Raw genomic sequence first — 19,372 nt, 5'->3', positions numbered from 1 at the left:
TTACCACTCATTTTCAAAGATAATGATCGATATAAAAAATATCAGTTTCATCGAAATCTTCAATTAATTTTTCGTTAAACTCGTGAAAGGAAAACTTCGTCCATTGCTAGATTCGAAAACTTTCACGTTTGATGAAGTTGCACAAGCACACGAGTATTTGGAGTCGAATAATGCAATAGGTAAAATAGTGTTGAAAAATGTTTGGTAACTATAACTAGATAATATACATAATAATTTATGCTGTTTAGCTTATTAAGCGTAATGCGTAGATTAATTGTACCAATGTCAAACAAGGCGATCAAAAATGATCACCTTGTTCTTTTTAAAAATATAATAGTATTTTTCCGATTTCATCAATAGCATAGTCCTATCCCGAAAAAGAGCGAATAACTCTACTATAACTAAATTGTATTATTACATTTGAATATTACTTATGAAATTTCACACGTTCTTCAAGCGGTTGGAATTCTTTTTCACCTGGAGTAGCAGTTGGATTACCAAATGGCATTTGTGCAATTAGTTTCCAATTAGCAGGGACATTCCATTCTTGTTTTACCTCATCGTCAATTAATGGATTATAATGTTGTAAAGATGCCCCTAGTCCCTCTGCTTCTAAACCTGTCCACACGACTAATTGGTGCATACCTGATGCTTGGTGTGACCAAATTGGGAAGTTTTCAGCATATGCAGCAAATTTCTCTTGAAGCGATTTAACGATAGCCTCATCTTCAAAGAATAGTACTGTTCCATAACCAGCTTTAAAGGAATCCATTTTTTGTTGCGTTCCTGAGAAATCTCCATCTCCAACTACTTTTCTTAATGTTTCAGTTGTAATATCCCATAATTTATCATGAGCTTCACCAAATAATACAACTAATCGCGCAGTTTGAGAATTGAAAGCTGATGGAGTATATTTCACAGCAAACTCCACGATTTCTTTAATTTTTTCATCTGATACTTGTACCTCTTTATTAATCCCATAGTAAGTACGTCTTTCTTTCAGTGCAGTATAGAAATCTTTTGTCATAATTCATTTCCTCCCAAGTTTTAATATTCTTCAAAATGATACATCTCGAAGATAATATGCGTTTAAATGAGTCCATTTTTAAATCATTGAACTCCATAACACCAATTGCCAGTCATTCTGAATCTAAACACACTACTTCCTTCGGTTGCTCTAAAAAATCTTATAACATCATTAATAAAATCTAGTGATCATTCGGTACTATTTTACCCATTCTCTATTCATGTATCCTGCGTGTTTCATATTTACACAAATATGAAATGTAGCTACTTTCCCCAAAAATTTCCTCTTAATTTGGAACACCTTCAATTACAGAAATTTCGCAGACTTGAAAAAGATGATGTAATCCAAAGAACAGTGCATAATTCAAATACCACCTATAATAGAACCCTCTTAGCCGACTATAAGAAAAAATAATAAAAAGCCAAAAACGAACAATAATATGTTCATTCTTGGCTTTTACTTAACCATCACATTTACTTTTACTATTGCTTCAAATGATTTTTAACCGCTCTTACTACCAATTCGTGATCTTCTTCTGGTGGTAATCCTGAAACTGTTATCATTCCAATAACCCCTACGTTTTTTACTCTGATAGGAAAGCACCCACCAAACGCAGCATATTCCGAAGTATTTAAAAGATATTTTTCATTATATGAGATTCCAGTTATTTCACTTTGTATCTGCATATAATACGAGCTACGATCATGCAGGGAAACGACTCGTTTTTTACGCTCAATCCATTTCGTATTTTCCGCATTTGTCCCTGTCATCTTGAAATGAAATAATTGCACACCATTTTTCGTTATATCAACAGCAATCAATTTTCCCTCTCGCTTTGCTGTTTCAACGATACATAAACCTAGTTGCAGTGCATCTTCATTTGTAAAAGAGGAAAATTGAAGTGTTTCCTCCTCTTTTAAAATTTGTTTACTTATTTCATTCAAATTTGAAGTACTCATATCTTTATCCCCCTTACTCACTTTATGCCACATGGATATTTTTAAATTTATGTGACTCTATCCTGCGACCTTTCAATATTACTAGTACTCTCTTCCTCTTGGTGCTAATAAGAATTATATTTAACGCATTCAAAATGTATGTCCCTTAAAATGCTGCTATACACACTAAACATTTCGTATAGAGACATCAACAACATTACAAGCTAAAAAACCAATTGCTTAAGCAACTGGTTCGCTAAAATTTTCATATGGGATATTCATTCAACCAAAGGAATGCTTGTCTATAATGATCAAAAAACTTTATGGATTCTTTCGTATTGGATTGTTGTAAATAATTCATGATCTCGCCTTCTTCAAGGAGAAAAGCAATTGCCTTACTGTGATTCAAAATCGTTTCATTAAAAAACTTCTCTTTCCATACTTTTTGAACCGAAAAATGATCTGGTATGTAGCCTTTTCTATCTACCAACAATTTGTATTTCCGTCCCTCGGAAATGAATTGCTGACAAACTTGCTCGAAACCATTCATAAACATCATCTGTTTTAATCTTGCCGATAAGACGAGTAACAATTATATCTCCCGAAACCGTTGTTCTAATATTCAGTTTACTCAATCTGAAATCATCTCCCTTAGCTATAATTATGCAGAAATATCTCATAAAATCAACAAGATAAACTGTAACGCATTAAAAAGGGACAGACCCTCCAAACCGAGAAGCCTGTCCCAAAATCGTTCTATTTTTCATTCGAACTAACAATCGTAAATTAGAATAATGACTTAATACTTGCTAAAACAGTAAGTACACCTACAATAATAACAAATACGTTACTCATTTTCCCTTTGTACTTAGCTAATACCGGTACTTTTTGAATCGCATACATCGGTAATAGACATAAGATAGCAGCAACTAATGGACCGCTTAGAGAATCAATAAGTCCAAGAATACTTGGATTTGTATAAGCAACAAACCAGCATGATAATACAACAAAAGTAAGGATTATTGTCTTAATTGTTTTTTCTTCAATATCTTTTCCACGTGATTTACCAAACTTAATAATCATGTCACGCATTACTTCAAATGCTCCGATATAATGGCCAAGGAAAGACTTTGTAATAGCCACAAAAGCAATGATTGGAGCTGCAATCGTGATTACAGGTGAATTAAGCTCATTCGCAAGATATGAAAGGATTGATAAGTTTTGTTCTTTTGCCATTTTTATATCCTCTGGAGTCAAGCTCAATGCGCTACTCCAAACGAAGAACATAACAACAGCGAATGTCATAATATAACAAACCTTTTGTATTTGCGCACATTTCGCATCAGTGGCTTCGATTCCATACGTAGCTCTCTGTTTCACAACAAATGATGAAATCATAGGTGAATGATTAAATGAGAATACGATGATTGGTAGAATCATCAATATCGTCCCAAAATAGCCTGTTCCTGTTGAAGCAGTTGAAACAGCTGAAAAACTAAGCATTGACGTATTCCACTGTGGAATTAAAGATATTGCGATAAACAGTAAAGAAACTATGAAAGGATACACTAACATACTCATTACCTTTACAGTAATATCTTGACCAAAATTCAGTATAGCGATAAGACCAAGAACTAATACAAGTGATAAAATAGCTCTTGGAGGTTCTGGCATGTGCAATTGATGCACGATAAAACTACTTGCAGTGTTTGTAAGCGCAACCGAATACATTAGTACGATTGTATAAATTGAACCGAAATATACGATGTTAAAAATGATACTCGCTTTATTTCCGAAATACTCTCTAATTGTACCTGTGATCCCCTCATCAGCAGAATTAGAAGCGTATATCATTTTAGCAAGCGCCCTATGTGAGTAGTACATAACTGGATATGCAAGCAATGTAATTAGTAGTAAAGATAATAAACCACCTGAACCTGCATTAATCGGTAAAAAGAGCACCCCTGCTCCAATTGCAGTTCCAAATAGACTCAGTGCCCATGTAGTATCCTGCTTATGCCACTTTTTCGGATCTGCATATTGCTCATTTTTTCGTGCGGTATTTTCAGCTTGAACTTCTATTTTCTTTGCAGTATTCCCGTTCATATAATAACTCCCCCTTGTATCTATTCCTGCATCTCTCTTTGCACCTAACAAATATTCCCTTTCTGGAAAATGAATTCCTTACAAGTTGCCCCACATTGTATGTCCTTCATCATAATGAATCCAAATTGAAACATTCGCTAATTAGCGTCCTAATATAATTGTTAGCGTTCACAAAAAAGTTTACTCGTAATATCCGCTCTTTATATAAAGACCCCTTAAGAGAACAATATGGAATAGACTTCATAAATACGTTGCAACATTTCTAATAACAGTGTATTACTTTAATGGTTTCTCTTTTTTACTTTTAACAGTAATTTTAGCTAAACCGGCCTCTCTTCATTTGCGAGGCGTTTCTTTCTCAATTCTATACATTACTTTCATAACTTCGGTAGCACTGATGATATTGCTTACACAAGCCACTGAAGCACATTACATACATTTCGCCTCAAATCACACACCTTTCTTACTAATAATCGCATTTTTTATATTTTCTCCAGAGATAATAAAATTTCTCTCGACGCCCTCATTATAACGTGTATATTTATAAAATTAATATTTTTATATTTTCAGAAATATTAAAGGGGAATAATTTTATATAGATAATATTTTACAGTTAGCATGTAGCCATTGTTTTTATCGCTTAAAGCTGAATTAGTTAGTAAAAAAATACAATAATACATTGTTTTTCTAGGTGACTTATTATAAAGATACTTATATCCCCTTTTATCAAAAAATCTTATTTTAAACATAAAAGATATTCTAATAAATAATTAATGTAGGTAAAAAGAAAAAAATCTCAAAATACAAAAACCAAATTTTAGGATATATATTATTAATATTGAATTCATATACAATTTAAAAAGCTACACTGAGCAAAAAGCAAAAAAGCTGCCCCATATGGACAGCTCATTTACATAATTATCGTTATCAGGAATACACAAACAAATCACTTCAATATCATCTTAATTGTAGTTTGTTCGGCTCTTCTTCAGGGATATCTCTATGTTTGTAATGAATCGTTTTTACATCATTTCCTTTTATGCGAAAAGTAATTGTGTCCTCCCCATAAGGCGGATTGTGTGCCCCCTCAAAAGTTTAAATTTTAAAATCCCTCATTAACTAGCTCTTTTATCGAGTTTAATTTTGAAGAAAGCTCGATAAACCATTCTTCATCCCCCGTTAATAATGCAAGATCTATAAGATAGAGGATTTGTTCCTTATTTATTACCTTTGATTCAGGGAGTTTGTTAACGTGTTTACTAAAGAGTAAAATCGCTTCGTTTATTGTGTACTGGCCGTCACGTTTCACAATACTAACTGTAACTATATCCTCTACATCATCAAGTGATACAATATAACCAACTATTAATTCACCTTCATTTGATATTCCACGAACCCAATCTCCTACTTTTAAAACATGATTATTATTTGACATCATACCGTTTCACCTTCCTATAAATATTTTTTGTGACGATAAAAAAGATATAAAAACAAATTATACTGTAATATTTTTCATTACATTTAAGTGTTAAGAACTCACGGCTATATAATAATTAAGCCGCTTAACGCTCTTGATTGATAAGGTCAACAACTTCTTTCATTGTATAATTCTTTAAGTATTCACCTAGATGCTCTTCAGCACCTAAGAAAATAGTGAACAGCACTTTTCGCATGTTTGAACCTACAATACATTGATCATTTGATTCTGGGCACTTAGGCTGCAACGCACCTTCAGAGGTTATTTGATAAATATGCCAAAGGTTAACTTCACTTAAATCTCGAGCGAAAATAAAACCGCCACCAGTCCCCTCTTTCGATTGTATAAACTTATGTTTTTTTAACAAACTTAGCACTTTGCGAATACGCACTGGGTGAACCCCCGCACTTTCTGAAATCGCATTACTTGTTGACATCCGGTCTGGCTGTAAAGCTAAATAAGTTAAACTGTGTATGGCTAAAGTAAAGTCGCTGCTCATTGTTTTCCTCCTACGATCAAAAATATTATTTCTCCTATATTAACATACTGTAGCCATAAATATTACAGATAGGTTAGTTGAACGTTAAAATATATAAGAACCACTCTTAGCATAAAGAAATAAATTCCTTAACTTTATTTAGCTTTTTAAATTAAAAATACATTAAAGACTCCATTGTTTCTTCACTTGTTCTTCTGCCAATTGTTTAATTTTTGTCCATATCGTACCTTTGCTTACAATAACATTTGTTTGATAATTTCTATCGTTATAATTGACTGTAACACATACTTCTATCATTTCCTGCTTCCTCCTTTCATATAACTTTTCCTAAAAATATTACTTATTAATTAGCCAACTTTTGCAGTTCAATATTTAAAAATGTTCGGACGCTACGTGGTAAAAATTTGCGAATTTCTTCTTCGTTAAAACCAATCTGTAATCTTTTCTCATCCAGCATAATTGGACGACGCAACATTAGTGGATGCTCAATTATTAATGTATAAAATTCATTTAGCGAGAGCTCATCAATATTTATATTTAAGTCCTGAAAAGTTTTGGATCTAGTTGAAATAATTTCAGTAGCACCCTCTTCAGTTAAACGAAGAATGGATTTAAGTTCATCGACTGTCATAGAATTGGATACGATATTTTTTTCAGTATAATCAATTTGATTCTCCTCCAGCCATGCTTTCGCTTTTCGGCATGAACCGCAGCTTGCTGTTGTATATAAAACCACCATATTTCACTCACTCCTTTAATGTTCTTTATAAAATGTACACTTTAAATATCGTTTATTGAAATGTATTAAAAAAAATTACAGTTTAGAATCAAATTCACGTAATGTTAGTTATTCGGCAATGTTTCGTTTATTTTTACTACTCGTTTCTTTGCATGCTTCTTTTATAAAATAGTTGAAACTACATTTTACAGATGATGATAACTCACTTCTTAAATCTATACTGTAATTTTAAACCTTACAGTTCTATTAATCAAATGTTAAGTCTTGGATTAATTAATCATTTTTTGTTAGAGTATTCTTTAACAGATTACGGTTCATCTTTAGGAGCCATACTTGATTCGCTCTGCACTTTGGGAGAAGCTCATCTTGAAAAAAACAGGAATACTTCCATGCTTATTACAGCTGAATAATAATTATTCCTACCATATTAAAGACAGAAAATAGGTTGAAGCAATACGTGCCCCAACCTATTTTTTATGCCTCTTTATAACTTTTTGCGGTAATGACTGTTTCGAATTCAAAAGTTTCCGGCAGATGGTCAGCGTAAGAGTATTCAAAAGTTCGTCCATCCGTTAAGTAGGCCACTTGTTCAACTCTCATTAAGAAATCTTGATTTGTTAAGTTCATAAACTGCCTTTCTTTATCATCTGGACGAACTCCTTTGACCCTAACAACGGATGTTCCCACTTCAAGACCAAGTTTATTTTGAATGTGCGAGTAGATCGATCCCTCTAAAACTGAAACTTCAACACCCGGTATGACCGAAATAGGCATCCATGTATGCTCCATAATCGTTGGAATACTGTGAATGATGCGGAGGCGGATGATTTTATATACAAAATCTCCTACTGAAATTCCCAATTTTTCAGCAATAATTTCATCGGCACCGACAATCGTAAACTCAATAATTTTACTTTCTACCTCGCTGCCATAAACAGCTTTTGTACCTGTTAAAGTTTGAATCATTCGTGCTTTTTCCTGTTGACGCCAATCTTGAACGACAGTTCCACTTCCGCGCCGGCGAATGATGTAGCCGTCTCTCACTAACAGATCCAGCGCTTTTTTTATGGTAAGGACAGAAACATCGAATTCTTCAGCAAGGACGGGGCTACTTGGAATTTTTTCATTAATTTTATATTCGCCGTCTAAAATTTGCTGTTTCATTTTTTGATAAATACCGAGGTATTTTACTTGTGTTGATCCGCTTGCCATTTCTATACCTCCTTTATGCTGTATTCCCTCTTCTATTCATTCAAGTTTAAAGCCTCAAGTTTATAAACTGAAGGTGAAGGTGCAGCAAATCCGTTTTCTAAGATTTCAATATTCGTTACTGCTTCTTCATCTTTCACAAGCTTTGGTGCACCGTTTACGATTGTTTCATACGCTGCATCATAGAAGCGACCGTAATCACCAAGCGGCGTTTTAATTTGTTTTTCAATCCAATCACCGTTTGCATTTCGATATTTCGCAATTCCATAGTACATCGGCGAATCTTCACCAAATCCTGCACTCTCAGGCATAATACCCGCTTTCAAATCATTTTCCTGCTGATCTTCACCATATTTAATAAACGATCCATTTGTTCCATGAACGATAAAGCGTGGATAATCTTTTGCTACAACATGGTTCGTTTTCAGTTTAATTTTCAGCTTATTTCCGTAATGTAGACCAACATCAAAATAATTATCAACCGCACCTTCCACTTCATTATTACGAATATCGTATGTCACCGTATCTGGACGGCCAAATAGTGAAATCATACGGTCCATCGTATGAATACCTAAACTATAAAATGAGCCTTCTTCTTTTGGAGCTTCATGAGTGATTGAACCAGGCCGGAAATAATCAATATGTGATTCAATCTCGACAATATCACCAAGGAATCCTTGTTCCACAACTTGCTTCACTGCTAAAAAATCACCATCAAAACGACGGTTTTGGTAAGGCATAACTACTACATCTTTCTCTCGTCCTAAAGCTAACAATTCTTTCGCATGTTCTACTGTATCGCAAAATGGTTTTTCAACGATAACTGATTTTCCCGCAAGTATAACTTTTTTCGCTAATTCATAATGCGTATGTGCTGGCGTACAGACCGTCACTACTTGAATTTCTTTATCATTCAATAATTCATCCAAATCAGTAGTAAAGCTAACACCTTTTTCCTCATATGGAGCTGCTAATTCTTCATTTATTTGACGTACAAAAATCGTTTTTATTTTTATATTATTACGTGTGTTTACATAAGGTAAGTGATAGCGGTTAGCTGACTTTCCAAATCCAATAAAGCCCATTGTTAATGTCATGTTCTTCAACTTCCTTGCTCATAAATTTTCGTTTCTATATTTATTATATAGTTTAGTTATAAAAAGTATATAGTTTCGATTTATAAATTATATATTAAATAAAAAAATTCAGGTTAAAAAGGAGCATAACAAATATGGCACACACTACTACATCTATGGAAATTTTCGGTTCACCTGAACAAGTATGGCAATTAATTGGTGGATTCAACTCCCTTCCAGACTGGTTACCTTATATACCTAGCAGTAAATTAACTGAAGGCGGTCGTGTACGTCACCTAGCTAATCCAGATGGTGATACGATTATAGAACGTTTAGAAGTATTCAATGATAAGGAACGGTACTACACGTATTCAATCATGAATTCACCATTCCCAGTCACTAATTATGAGTCCACAATCCGGGTTAAAGAAGGTGCTGAAAGTAAAACATCATTAGTAGAGTGGTTTGGTACGTTCACTCCTGTTGAGGTTAGTGATGAAGAGGCAATAAATCTGTTTCATGGTATTTACAGTGATGGACTGAAAGCATTGCAACAAGCATTTTTAGATTGAACTACTAAAAAACAACGAAAAGCAAAGCGATATCGCTTTGCTTTTTTATAAAATCCCTTTTAACTTTTCACCAATCAACTTCGCTACATACTCATAGCCTTCTATCCCAAAGTGCAAACCATCTTTTTCATCATTTTCTACAAACCTTTTATAATTCCGTTCCTGAATCATTTCGGCGTACAAATTTAGAAAATAGCTTCCTGTTTCTTTCGCCACTTTCTCTACCACGTCTGCATACTGACCGAGCACTTTATTTGTTCTATTGTGCTGTCTTTCCTCATCAACTGGCGCGGGACTAATAAGCAGTACTTTATCTGACGAAATCCGCTTCACAATCTTCTCTAAGTTTTCTTTATATACTTGTAATGATCCTTGTGAAAAAGAAACTGCATCATTCGTGCCAAGAAAAACTGTTACGAAATCTGGTTTATGTGATAATACATCTTCTTCAATTCTATGTAACGCATCGAACGTATTATCACCCGGAACCCCCGCATTTACCACCTTCCAATTCGGAAATATCTCTTGCAAACGCGGTGTTAACCTCGGCGTTCCATCAAAAAACGTTTCATCAGCTGTAATACTATCACCGAAGCATACTAACGTATTCATAAAGTCTAACTCTCCTTTTACGTATGAAATAACTTTCCTTCTACCGCCTTCATATATCTTTCAGCAGAACGTTCCACTGCCTCATTTGCATTTTCTTTTACTACACGATGAAAAGCATTGTATAAACGATTAAATTGTAACGGCTTTACTCGATTCACCATTTCTTCCACTTTTCTCGCTGGTAATGGAATTAAGTTTGGATAGCTGTACATAAAGCTTACCCATCGCTCATCTGCTACAACTTGTATAATATCGCCTGTTAACAAAATTCCTTTTCCGTCATTACCTTCTTCCCAATGTAAGACAGATCCTCCTTTAAAATGACCACCTAAACGATGAATGACCAATCCATCCGCTAATTGTAAAGACTCACCAGACCAATAAATAATACGACTACTCGGGCGCATCACCCACTCTTTATCATCTTCATGTATGTAAATTGGTACATCAAATGTCTCTGCCCATTCTACTTGCGTTGAATAATAATGAGGATGAGACAATGCAATCGCATCTAATCCGCCAAGCTCTTTTATTTTCGTAATTGTCATTTCATCTAAATAAGTAATGCAGTCCCACAGTAAACGATATGACTCTGTTTTCACTACATATGCCGTTTGACCGATCGCAAACCCTGGTTTTGTCGTAATACTATAAAGCTCATTTTCCTCTTCGATTATTTCATTTTTATATGTATCACCTGTTTGTAAGCTTTCTAGCGTCGTCCAAGACTGTCCTTTCGGATTCACATATTGCCTTTCTTCATCACAAATATGACAACTCACCGGTTCTTCTACACTCGCTGCATACTGCACGCCACACGTTGTACAAACAAAATTTTTCATCATAATTTCCCCTATCCCTAAATTTTTTATTAAGCTGATTTTTGCTGATACTGATTTGCTTTTTTGTTTTCAATTAATAAACTGATAAAAGTAAGTAAATAAACAACGCTAACTGATAATGGAATAACAGTAAATCCTTTTTCCGCAAAAAGAATCCCGCAAACTGACGTTACGAATACAGTCCCTACTGATAATAAACCGTAACTTTTACTTTCGTAAATCCATACGTACGGGATAAAATGAACACCTATTAACATCGCTACTACAAAAGGTAACCATTCTGGAAATTGAAAATAGGCAAGTAATACAAGTGGAATATTCAATACATTTATCCCACCAATTAATCCTGCCAAAACCCCTAACGGATTTCCTTTCGCAAACATATCAATTTTCAATATAGCAGCTATCATTAATCCAAAAGGAAACACACATCCCATACCGATTAAATATACCCACACCACTTGTTTTTCAAAAAGAACAAAGCCCGCTATACTCATAACTATCCAAAATAAAACACCAGCTAATATAATTGGCAAGCCTCTCTTCGTTTTTATTGCTAAATCCTTTTTCGCTTCTGAAACATTCATTTCACAATCTCCCCCAAAATATTTGTACTATAAAGTCACCTCAACCTCGCCCATCCAATAACGCCAAGCTACTAAATAATCTTCTAAATCTTTCGGGTGATGTCTTAAACACGTATCTATACGCAAATATAAGCCTATGACTATTTCTTCATATAAATTACGGTCTTTTTTATGAAACACACACTGTTTCATCGCATAATCAATCGTTTCTTTCGTTAAATCTTCCGGGGTTGAACAGAACGCATAAATTAAATCGTATATAGGATCTCCTAACACTGGTAAAGGATCAATTACACCATGTAGCATATTTCCTTGAAATATAAAATTATGAAACCCAAGATCACCATGCAGTAAAAATGGATGATTTATTCCAGTCCCTCTATTTGCTAACTTAAGAACTGTTCTATACTCTTCCTCACTTATGTAACGTCTTACATTTTCATAAGCTTCCATCACATTTTTCGTTAAAAATGCACTCCAAGATTGAACCGGACTTTCTTTCCATCCCCAGCCATCTATACGTGAAACTATTTCATACTTATTAATAACTTCTTTTACAAGAGTACTAAGCGTAATTCGTTTATGTCCTCGTCCGCACGAAGTACTACCTTCAAGGAAAGAATACACAATATATGTATGTAAAGGCTCTTTATACAAAAGCTTTGCAAACAAAGTATTTGCTTCATAAAAAGAAAGAAAATAAGCTTCTTCACGTATTACTTCCGCTTCATTCAGCTTTACAACGTATTTTTCGTCCAACAAATACACAGTACTTGTCGTTCCTCCGTTTAATACTTTTATGCTATTTGGATAATATGAAATAACTTTCTCCTTAACTAGTTGTGCAGCGATTACTGAAATGTCCATTCCCTCACCCTTTAATCCCGAAGATTCCCTCAATTCAAAAGACAACTTTACTATTATTTGACAAACAAATAGGAAACCCCTTCAAAAATCATAATATAACAAAAATTCATTCACTTTTACATTTCAAAAATAAGGAAATACTAACAACAACGTTACATACATATAGGAGGACAATATGAAACCTGAATTTTTAAAAGCTGTACATGATGCAATCGGAAATGTCGAACACATTCATATAGAAGAAAGCGGTGCCGACAGCTTACTTATCCATCATGATGATGCACAGCAGTTACAACAAGTCGCTAAAACGCTAGAAAATAAAAATTTCCGCTCTGCTTTAAGAACAACTGGAGATGCTTCGTATATTGAAGTATTGAACAGATAGTGAAAGTCCGGATGTATGCCGGGCTTTCTTTTTTATCCCGCATTAACGGGCAGTAAGACCCTCACCTCAAAATTCAACGGAAGCAAAGAAGTTAGGTGGGGGATCAACTGCCCGTAAAAGCCCGATTGGTTCAACTAATAATCAGTGGGGATGCCCCACCCACTGATTAAAGTTTCACTTTATATTGAAACTTCAAATTCTTTCACATACACCGCTGTTCCAGCAATATCAATTTGTAAATTCGCATTCCCTTCAACTTTCGTTACATACACCGTTACACGACCATCTTTATGTATTTCCTGTCCTTGTTCAACAATTAACTCCATTTCATGGTCAAAATCTTTTTCCAAATACATCGCATAATACGCCCCCATTACACCTGAAGCTGTTCCTGTCACTGGATCTTCTATCGTTCCAGCATAAGCTGATGAGAAATGACGTCCATGCATTTGTGCTAGTTCATCATAAGTTTCTAGGCAAACTGGGTGAATAGAAGCGTTAGGTATTTCTTTTAATACCGATGGAAACATCTCATTGTTAGGCTTCATTCTCTCACACGCATCTAGATTTTTAATCGGTACAATTACAGTCCAGTTCCCCGTACTTCCATATACAATTGGTAAACTTACATCTAAATCATTTACTTCTAAACCAATACTACGAGCTAATTCTTCTTTTGAACCTGCAAAATCTTTAAAATGAGGCGCTGCCTGCCTCATTTTAATAAAAGTTTCTCCATTTTCATTTACACCTATTTGTATCGGTAAAATCCCAGCCTTCGTTTCAATCGTAAGGTTACTTTTCTCTCCTAATAAACCTCTTTCACGCAAGGCAAATATTGTCCCAACTGTCCCATGACCACATAAATCCATTTCAAAACCAGGTGTAAAGTAGCGCATTCTTATATCTCCTACTTCTGAGGAAAGAACAAAAGTTGTTTCGTTATATCCAACTTTTTCAGCAATAATTTGCATTTCCTCTTCTGTTAATCCATCTGCATCTAATACAATACCCGCTGGATTCCCCATATTCGGTTTATTCGTAAATGCGTCATAATGAAATACATTTATAGTCTTCATTTTCTTTTCCCCTAACCCTCATTAAAAATTTTATAATAAAGCTCTATCTCCGTTTTCAGCGAACAATTATTTCTCCAAAATATCCTCTGCATCTTTTCATTTGATGTATGTGTGCTCCCAATATAATACGTAGCCCCCATTTCTTTTAACATATGTAAACATTGATGATGTAGTTGGGAAGCTACTCCTTTCCCGCGATAATAAGGCATTACTCCAAAATAAAATAACCGTCCTTCACTTACTGTTCCAGGTTCTATATGCGGTATGGACATACCAATTGGCTCATTTTTATCATAAAAAACAATGCATGACTTCTCCCAACCCTTACCTAACTCTGTTTGCACTGAATAAAAATGCTCATCAATCGTTAAAATTGAAGTTTGATTCCCTGAACCCGACATACATTGTTCCCAAATATATTTAAAATCTTTTTCCGATAACTTTCCTTCTGCTATTGATCGATATGTATATTGTCTTTCAAGTTCTCCTACATTGTTCAATTCTCTACATACTTCTATCTTTGCTGCGTGCAAAGAAAAACCTGCATCAAGTAACACTCTCACACTTGAGTTATAACTACTAAACCTTTTGTTTAATACAATACTCGCTCTTTTTAACTCCCAGTTAAAACAAATTTCTTCAAAGCTACTTATCTTTTCTTTATATGTTTGTACGTTATACAAAACGTCTTCTTCTATTTCTTCAATTGTCACTGCATTTGGTAAGCCATTTATTACTTTTTTAGAAGGGCCAAACAAATTCTGAATGATTGCAAGATCGTATATCACCACTTTAATTCACCTACACCTGGCTCAATAAACTTCCCTGAAACATCCTCATTTGAATCGATTACCCAATCATATATATTTTGTGCTCCTTCAGCCGGAGTCATATTCGCGTCAAAGGCACCAATATCAGTCTTTAATTTTCCAGGATGAATTGCCGTTACACCAATTCCTTTATCCTCAAACTCTTGTTGTAAGCAGAGCGTTAGCATATTTTGTGCAGCTTTAGCAATTCGATATGAATATGAGAAATGGCCTTGCGGAAACTCTTTGTTCGCCATTTTATGCAATGAACCTAACCGAGAGGACACATTTATTATTCTCGGATGATCCGATTTAGCTAAAGCCACATATGTACCTTTTACAGCTCGAATTACACCTAAGCAATGAATATTAAATAAGTCCGTTAACTCTTCTGAATTCGTATGTAAAACCTCAGTCTCCTTTCCAGTAATTCCTGCGTTATTTATAACTAGATCAATATACTCTGTATATTCCTCAAGCTGTTTCTTAATTTGTTCTGTACTCTCATCAGCCGATAAGTCTGCTAATATAGGAAAACATCTACAACTAAACATTTGCTTCAATTGCGTTACCGCAACCTCAGTTTTAACTAATGGATAAACAATATGTCCATTTTCATGAAACACTTTTACTAACTGTAACCCTAATCCACGATTTCCACCTGTAATTAGAACTCTCATATATTCATCTCCTTATTTTTAAAATAAATAAGAAAATCCATCCACTTACCATTCTCTAATGAAAACGCCTCTCTCTTGCATTCAAATGAAAAGCCTGTTCTTTCCGCAAGACGTACTGATGGCTCATTATCAACACGTATATGTAATTCGATTCTATGAAAATGAAGATGATTAAAAAATAACGATACTGCAGCTTTCACACTTTCCATGCCATATCCATTTTTCCAGTATTGATTATGTATGGAATATCCCATCATCGCCCATTGATAGTCCATACGTAAAATTTTAATCAGCTCTAGCTTACCAATATTAGCTCCGTCTTCTTTACGAAAAATACCTAATACGTACATCTCATCTCGATGTGCTGCTTCATCAAAGCCTCTTATCCATTCCGTGAACCATTCTTTTGTTGAGGATGCCATAACTTGATAGCCATCGTCATATTTATACTGCGATAGTAACCTCTTATTAAATCCATCTAACCAACTTTCATAATCATCATTTTGGAACGGACGGATCATCAGTCTCTCTGTCTCTACCTGTAATAGCGGTAGCTTCATTTACATCTCTTCCCTTAATTAATATTTAAATATTCTTTATTATCTTACACAAAATACAAAATCTAGTAAATTATTATGTTTTGATAGACAAAAACCCAGTCATGCTTTATACATAACTGGGTTCTCCATCGTTTCATAATTTTCTATTTCACAAGAACTGCATCTCGTAATTCCCTCTTCAACACTTTCCCTAAAGCGTTTTTCGGTAATTCTTCTACGAATACCACTTCTGGAATTTTGTAACTTGCTAATTTCTCCTTACAATACTGAAGAATACTTTCTTCTGTTACTGTTGTTTCGCCATCCTTCACAATGTAAGCTCTTGGAACCTCTCCCCAAAATTCATCTGGAACTCCAACTACTGCAACTTCTAAAACACCATGTATTTCATGAATAACATCTTCTACTTGGTCTGGATATACATTGTCACCACCGCGTATAATAACGTCTTTATATCTTCCCATAATATGCAGGAATCCGTCGTCATCGATCATGCCAGCATCGCCCATGTTAAACCAGTTATCTTTTACTACCTTCTTTGTCGCCTTTTCATTATTCCAATATCCTTTAAACATGTATGGACTTCTTACATGAATCTCTCCAACTTCATTTGTTGTTAGTTCATGTCCTGTTTCGGGATGAACAATTTTCACCTCTACATTTTTCAAGGTCTTTCCTACAGAAGACATCTTTTCTTTTCCCATCATTGGATGCCATGATGTTACAACCCAACCTTCTGTACTACCATATCCTTGCACCATATAGATTCCTTTTTCCATATATTTTTGGATGAGTGTTTCTGGCACTTTTGTACCACCGCTTTGTGCTACTTTAAAGGTTGAAATGTTACGTTCTTTTTTATTTAGTTCATCAAGCATGTAACTATAAACGGCTGGGAAAGCAAGCATCGTAGTAATTTTCTCTTCTTCAATCTTATCCCAAATAAGAGCAGGATTCGAATTAGCTAAGAAGATCATCGTAACGCCATGATAAATACAATTTAAAATAGAAAGCACGCCACTCATATGAAACAATGGATGCACAGATAAAAAGCGTTCACCTGCTAGGATTTCTCTTTGTCCCGCAATTTCAGCAAAATAATGATGTAAGTTTTTATGTCCAATTACACATGCTTTTGCCTGTCCAGTCGTTCCTGATGTAAACAAGTAAATGGCATCGTCTTCTTCATGAACTTCTACGTTCGGTTCTGTCGTTGGCTGTTTTTGCAACTCTAATTCAAATGAACCAAAGTCTTCTTTTGTCGTTTGAATTACATAAGGAATTTCTTTCACAGCATCAACCTTTAATAACACTTCATTAAATTCTTCATCAATAACTAACACTTTTAATTTCGCTTCTTTTACAATCGTTTCTAATTCATAAACAGTCAGCTGATGATTTAGCGGAATACATACCGCTCCAATTTTTAAACTTGCCATCATAACGCTTGGAAATGGGTGATTATTTTTGCATAGTATTCCTATACGATCTCCTCTTTGCACACCATTATGTAACAAATAATGTGCAAGCTGATTTACTCGTTCATTATACTGCTGAAACGAATATCTTTTCCCTCCGCCTACAAGCGCTTCCAAATTTGGTGATTGCATTGCTCTTTTTTGTAATAATTTTTGCATCGTTCTCAAGTAAAACTCCCCTTTATATATGTTAAGTTTTTATTTTACCAGATTAACTATTAATTTACTAAAGATTACACTTAGTGAATATAATAAGAATATAAAATAGCCATTTACTTCATAAGTAAATGGCTATTTTTCATTATATATTAGAATACTTCTTGTTCATCACATATTGCACATACTCAGGTGCACTTTTATTAATCTCTTCATCACTTAGTTTATATTCGGCACCATATAAATAAAATGAAGGTATAAATTCCATACCTGTATATAGACATGTAGCTTGGAATGGTTTCGTCAACTCATCCATCGTAATTCCGCTATTTTCATAATCTTTTTCTAATCCACCTATAGAAATAGCTACACCAAACTCTTTTCCCTTCACTTTATCCCCTTTTGATCCGTACGCAAATCCATATGTCAATACATCATCAAACCATTTTTTTAATAATGGCGGTGAACTGTACCAGTAAAGCGGAAATTGAAATATATATCTATCATGTTCTACTAATAACTTTTGCTCTTCTTCAATATTAAACTCCCAATTCGGTGCCACTTTATACAATTCATGCACCGTAATTTCATCCGAATATTTCTCAAGTTCTTCAATCCATCTTTTATTAATTTTTGATTTTTCAATATCAGGATGTGCTACAATTACAAGTGTTTTCATCTTTTTTCATCCCCTTTATAAATTATTCAACCCTTTACGTATTAGTATGAATGAGTCACATATAATTGAAAAGTACGTACTTTAAAGTGCTATAGGAACCTTAAAGTACCTGTGGAGGTGTTATATGAATCAAAATGATAATTGCCCAATTGCAACAACACTCGATGTAATCGGCGGAAAATGGAAAGTTTATATTTTATGTGTTTTGATGGATGGAAAAATGCGAACAAATGAAATTAAACGAGAAATTCCAAACCTTACACAAAAAGTTCTGACTCAACAACTTCGGCAACTTGAAGCTGATGGGATTATCCATCGTACCGTATATCAAGAAGTACCACCAAAGGTTGAGTACACAATAAGCGAGTACGGGGAATCTTTAATGCAAATAATGAATGAACTATTTGAGTGGGGAAAAGATCATCAGCTCAAAAGATTACATGACTAAAAGTACATTTTGAACTTTTTTAAATCTTCCATATCAAGAATTCTTCTAAAACCTTATAATAGTGTATCGTCACATTTCATTAATTTAAGGTTGTAAAGTCCCCCAAAATGATATTTTTATATTCTAGAGGTAATACCATATCACTATCAAACTAATAAAAAAGATACTCTTTAAAAGTTAAAAACGCTATTCTCTCTATAAAAACATAGGAAAGAATAGCGTTTCTTATTTTGAAATAGAAGTCAGCATTTAAACTAAACATGCTAATATTGATTTTGTGCGATTGTCAGTTACCTCATAATAAATTTCTAATCCTTTTCGAGTACCTGTAACCATTTTAGCAGCTTTTAATTTAGATAAATGTTGACTAATTGTACTTTGAGGCATTTGTAAATCCCCGTACATTGTTGTTACATTAGTTGGACCTTTTGCAAGCATTATTTTTACTAAGGATAAACGAACAGGATGCGCCAATACCTTTAGTACTTCAGAGATTTCTTCAAACATTTCTTTTTGTTCTTTCATCTTATTGCTCCCCTTTTATTTA

Annotated in this window: 23 protein-coding genes and 5 pseudogenes; 5 read left to right on the top strand and 23 right to left on the bottom strand. The window is 34.3% G+C overall.

Going from position 1 to position 19,372, the window contains the following annotated elements:
* Nucleotides 1-13: 13 nt before the first annotated feature.
* A pseudogene (locus ACTFSI_RS17850) lies at nucleotides 14-91 on the bottom strand (glucose-6-phosphate dehydrogenase); the annotation flags it as partial.
* On the opposite strand from ACTFSI_RS17850, the pseudogene ACTFSI_RS17845 reads away from it, so the two are divergent.
* A pseudogene (locus ACTFSI_RS17845) lies at nucleotides 86-208 on the top strand (zinc-binding dehydrogenase); the annotation flags it as partial. The pseudogenes ACTFSI_RS17850 and ACTFSI_RS17845 sit on opposite strands and share 6 nt — an antisense overlap.
* 219 nt (nucleotides 209-427) lie before the next feature.
* Here the strand turns inward: ACTFSI_RS17845 and ACTFSI_RS17840 are convergent.
* The 9 genes and pseudogenes from ACTFSI_RS17840 to spxA all read right to left on the bottom strand — a co-directional run bounded on the left by ACTFSI_RS17840 (nucleotide 428) and on the right by spxA (nucleotide 6,786).
* Nucleotides 428-1,027 (bottom strand): nitroreductase family protein, encoded by a 600-nt coding sequence (locus ACTFSI_RS17840; RefSeq protein ID WP_000158939.1) that lies wholly within the window; start codon nucleotides 1,025-1,027, stop codon nucleotides 428-430.
* Between the two features lie 482 nt (nucleotides 1,028-1,509).
* Nucleotides 1,510-2,019, bottom strand: coding sequence for a heme-degrading domain-containing protein (locus ACTFSI_RS17835; RefSeq protein ID WP_440045527.1), 510 nt, complete (start codon nucleotides 2,017-2,019; stop codon nucleotides 1,510-1,512).
* A gap of 211 nt (nucleotides 2,020-2,230) precedes the next feature.
* Nucleotides 2,231-2,645, bottom strand: a pseudogene (locus tag ACTFSI_RS17830) (STAS/SEC14 domain-containing protein).
* A 106-nt stretch (nucleotides 2,646-2,751) separates the two neighbouring features.
* A complete protein-coding gene (locus ACTFSI_RS17825) occupies nucleotides 2,752-4,071 on the bottom strand; it encodes an aromatic amino acid transport family protein (protein ID WP_044306805.1) in 1,320 nt (439 codons plus the stop codon).
* Nucleotides 4,072-5,028: 957 nt separating this feature from the next.
* Nucleotides 5,029-5,166 (bottom strand): annotated as a pseudogene (locus tag ACTFSI_RS17820) (DUF3888 domain-containing protein); the annotation flags it as partial.
* Between the two features lie 7 nt (nucleotides 5,167-5,173).
* Complete coding sequence (locus ACTFSI_RS17815; protein WP_000987462.1) at nucleotides 5,174-5,509, bottom strand: IDEAL domain-containing protein; 336 nt, start codon at nucleotides 5,507-5,509, stop codon at nucleotides 5,174-5,176.
* Between the two features lie 124 nt (nucleotides 5,510-5,633).
* A complete protein-coding gene (gene saiR / locus ACTFSI_RS17810; RefSeq protein ID WP_000093219.1) occupies nucleotides 5,634-6,047 on the bottom strand; it encodes an Rrf2-family transcriptional regulator SaiR in 414 nt (137 codons plus the stop codon).
* Between the two features lie 162 nt (nucleotides 6,048-6,209).
* Nucleotides 6,210-6,344 (bottom strand): BA3454 family stress response protein, encoded by a 135-nt coding sequence (locus ACTFSI_RS17805; RefSeq protein WP_048550387.1) that lies wholly within the window; start codon nucleotides 6,342-6,344, stop codon nucleotides 6,210-6,212.
* Nucleotides 6,345-6,390: 46 nt separating this feature from the next.
* Nucleotides 6,391-6,786 (bottom strand): transcriptional regulator SpxA, encoded by a 396-nt coding sequence (gene spxA / locus ACTFSI_RS17800; RefSeq protein ID WP_277616264.1) that lies wholly within the window; start codon nucleotides 6,784-6,786, stop codon nucleotides 6,391-6,393.
* 287 nt (nucleotides 6,787-7,073) lie between these two features.
* Here spxA and ACTFSI_RS17795 point away from each other — a divergent pair.
* Nucleotides 7,074-7,196 (top strand): annotated as a pseudogene (locus ACTFSI_RS17795) (winged helix-turn-helix transcriptional regulator); the annotation flags it as partial.
* Between the two features lie 64 nt (nucleotides 7,197-7,260).
* Here the strand turns inward: ACTFSI_RS17795 and ACTFSI_RS17790 are convergent.
* Nucleotides 7,261-7,998 carry a GntR family transcriptional regulator gene (locus ACTFSI_RS17790; RefSeq protein WP_242261183.1) on the bottom strand — a complete coding sequence of 246 codons (738 nt, stop codon included), beginning with the start codon at nucleotides 7,996-7,998 and terminating at the stop codon, nucleotides 7,261-7,263.
* A gap of 32 nt (nucleotides 7,999-8,030) precedes the next feature.
* Nucleotides 8,031-9,092 (bottom strand): oxidoreductase, encoded by a 1,062-nt coding sequence (locus tag ACTFSI_RS17785; protein WP_440045526.1) that lies wholly within the window; start codon nucleotides 9,090-9,092, stop codon nucleotides 8,031-8,033.
* 134 nt (nucleotides 9,093-9,226) lie between these two features.
* Here ACTFSI_RS17785 and ACTFSI_RS17780 point away from each other — a divergent pair, with 134 nt between their 5' ends.
* The gene (locus tag ACTFSI_RS17780; protein ID WP_000951525.1) at nucleotides 9,227-9,643 is read left to right on the top strand and encodes an SRPBCC family protein; all 417 of its coding nucleotides are present in this window, start codon (nucleotides 9,227-9,229) and stop codon (nucleotides 9,641-9,643) included.
* Nucleotides 9,644-9,688: 45 nt separating this feature from the next.
* On the opposite strand, the gene ACTFSI_RS17775 is transcribed toward ACTFSI_RS17780, so the two are convergent.
* From ACTFSI_RS17775 to ACTFSI_RS17760, 4 genes are read right to left on the bottom strand one after another with little or no spacing between them, the layout of a single operon-like run.
* Nucleotides 9,689-10,255 carry an SGNH/GDSL hydrolase family protein gene (locus tag ACTFSI_RS17775; protein WP_440045525.1) on the bottom strand — a complete coding sequence of 189 codons (567 nt, stop codon included), beginning with the start codon at nucleotides 10,253-10,255 and terminating at the stop codon, nucleotides 9,689-9,691.
* A gap of 17 nt (nucleotides 10,256-10,272) precedes the next feature.
* Entirely contained in the window at nucleotides 10,273-11,100 is an 828-nt protein-coding gene (locus ACTFSI_RS17770) for an MBL fold metallo-hydrolase (protein ID WP_083322758.1), read from the bottom strand.
* A 26-nt stretch (nucleotides 11,101-11,126) separates the two neighbouring features.
* Nucleotides 11,127-11,684, bottom strand: a complete 558-nt coding sequence (locus ACTFSI_RS17765; RefSeq protein WP_440045524.1) for a DUF7010 family protein — start codon at nucleotides 11,682-11,684, stop codon at nucleotides 11,127-11,129.
* Nucleotides 11,685-11,711: 27 nt separating this feature from the next.
* Nucleotides 11,712-12,551: an aminoglycoside phosphotransferase family protein gene (locus ACTFSI_RS17760; RefSeq protein WP_440045523.1), complete on the bottom strand. Its 840-nt coding sequence runs from the start codon at nucleotides 12,549-12,551 to the stop codon at nucleotides 11,712-11,714.
* Nucleotides 12,552-12,726: 175 nt separating this feature from the next.
* Here ACTFSI_RS17760 and ACTFSI_RS17755 point away from each other — a divergent pair, with 175 nt between their 5' ends.
* On the top strand, nucleotides 12,727-12,936 hold the full coding sequence (locus ACTFSI_RS17755; protein WP_440045522.1) for a hypothetical protein: 210 nt from the start codon (nucleotides 12,727-12,729) through the stop codon (nucleotides 12,934-12,936).
* Nucleotides 12,937-13,115: 179 nt separating this feature from the next.
* Here the strand turns inward: ACTFSI_RS17755 and ACTFSI_RS17750 are convergent, their stop codons facing one another.
* The 6 genes from ACTFSI_RS17750 to ACTFSI_RS17725 form a co-directional block, all read right to left on the bottom strand.
* The gene (locus ACTFSI_RS17750) at nucleotides 13,116-14,015 is read right to left on the bottom strand and encodes a PhzF family phenazine biosynthesis isomerase (protein WP_044793228.1); all 900 of its coding nucleotides are present in this window, start codon (nucleotides 14,013-14,015) and stop codon (nucleotides 13,116-13,118) included.
* A gap of 11 nt (nucleotides 14,016-14,026) precedes the next feature.
* Nucleotides 14,027-14,803: a GNAT family N-acetyltransferase gene (locus ACTFSI_RS17745; protein ID WP_044793229.1), complete on the bottom strand. Its 777-nt coding sequence runs from the start codon at nucleotides 14,801-14,803 to the stop codon at nucleotides 14,027-14,029.
* The gene (locus tag ACTFSI_RS17740; RefSeq protein WP_044793230.1) at nucleotides 14,800-15,504 is read right to left on the bottom strand and encodes an SDR family NAD(P)-dependent oxidoreductase; all 705 of its coding nucleotides are present in this window, start codon (nucleotides 15,502-15,504) and stop codon (nucleotides 14,800-14,802) included. The genes ACTFSI_RS17745 and ACTFSI_RS17740 overlap by 4 nt, the downstream gene beginning before the upstream one ends.
* A complete protein-coding gene (locus ACTFSI_RS17735; RefSeq protein ID WP_044793231.1) occupies nucleotides 15,501-16,064 on the bottom strand; it encodes a GNAT family N-acetyltransferase in 564 nt (187 codons plus the stop codon). The genes ACTFSI_RS17740 and ACTFSI_RS17735 overlap by 4 nt, the downstream gene beginning before the upstream one ends.
* 143 nt (nucleotides 16,065-16,207) lie before the next feature.
* Nucleotides 16,208-17,701, bottom strand: a complete 1,494-nt coding sequence (locus tag ACTFSI_RS17730) for a class I adenylate-forming enzyme family protein (RefSeq protein ID WP_080776547.1) — start codon at nucleotides 17,699-17,701, stop codon at nucleotides 16,208-16,210.
* A 142-nt stretch (nucleotides 17,702-17,843) separates the two neighbouring features.
* Nucleotides 17,844-18,377, bottom strand: a complete 534-nt coding sequence (locus ACTFSI_RS17725; RefSeq protein ID WP_044793235.1) for an NAD(P)H-dependent oxidoreductase — start codon at nucleotides 18,375-18,377, stop codon at nucleotides 17,844-17,846.
* A 124-nt stretch (nucleotides 18,378-18,501) separates the two neighbouring features.
* Here ACTFSI_RS17725 and ACTFSI_RS17720 point away from each other — a divergent pair, with 124 nt between their 5' ends.
* Nucleotides 18,502-18,825, top strand: a complete 324-nt coding sequence (locus tag ACTFSI_RS17720) for a winged helix-turn-helix transcriptional regulator (RefSeq protein WP_138321495.1) — start codon at nucleotides 18,502-18,504, stop codon at nucleotides 18,823-18,825.
* Nucleotides 18,826-19,074: 249 nt separating this feature from the next.
* Here ACTFSI_RS17720 and ACTFSI_RS17715 read toward each other — a convergent pair whose 3' ends face one another.
* Entirely contained in the window at nucleotides 19,075-19,350 is a 276-nt protein-coding gene (locus ACTFSI_RS17715; RefSeq protein ID WP_000662958.1) for an ArsR/SmtB family transcription factor, read from the bottom strand.
* Between the last annotated feature and the right edge of the window lie 22 nt (nucleotides 19,351-19,372).

This window comes from Bacillus cereus group sp. MYBK101-2 (assembly GCF_051918845.1).
GTDB lineage: Bacteria > Bacillota > Bacilli > Bacillales > Bacillaceae_G > Bacillus_A > Bacillus_A paranthracis.
The sequence above is the reverse complement of the archived record's forward strand: the minus strand, read 5'-3'. Positions and strand labels throughout refer to the sequence as shown.